Origin of the sequence: Pseudoalteromonas sp. T1lg21, from assembly GCF_002964625.1 — a bacterium.
GTDB classification, from domain to species: Bacteria; Pseudomonadota; Gammaproteobacteria; order Enterobacterales; family Alteromonadaceae; genus Pseudoalteromonas; species Pseudoalteromonas gelatinilytica.
Genome location: NZ_PQBX01000037.1, coordinates 1 through 473 on the forward strand (window position 1 = coordinate 1; position 473 = coordinate 473).

1 protein-coding gene is annotated in these 473 nt (G+C 40.6%); it reads right to left on the minus strand.

The genetic code is table 11. The annotated features are described in order from the left end of the window. Nucleotides 1–473 (minus strand): hypothetical protein (locus tag C2M25_RS07875; protein ID WP_199775165.1); only part of this gene is annotated, 473 nt, incomplete at both ends.

The following is a 473-nucleotide window of genomic DNA, read 5'->3' on the forward strand; positions in this document are numbered from 1 at the left end:
TGTAAAAATTGATAGGCTTCTGTTTGCTGAAATTCACCTGACTTTTCTTGCCATACACCCGCAAAACCTTCTTCATATTCTGATTCATAAAAACTCGATGCATTCTCAGGGTTAAAGGAATCACCAATCTCAGTTTCAGAAATGGATTTAAGGATTTCAGCTGTGTTTTCAGATGCGCCTAATGTGTTATTTGCTGTCTTAGCGGTATTGGATGCAATGGCAGCCAATGAGCCATTCCCTTTAATTTGCTCTTTAGTCATGCCCTCGATACCCGTTTTAATCCCCGTTAATCGAGAGTTGCCAACGCCTAACTTTTTATCCAAGCCATAAAGAAGGTTATTCGTTTTAGTTGAATCGGGTGTTTCATCATTCGGGTCGTTTGGGTCTTTTGTATCAGAACCTTTTTCGGGGTCTTGGTTTTGGTCTGGAATACCGTCACCATTTGAATCAGGATAAGCACATACATACTGACC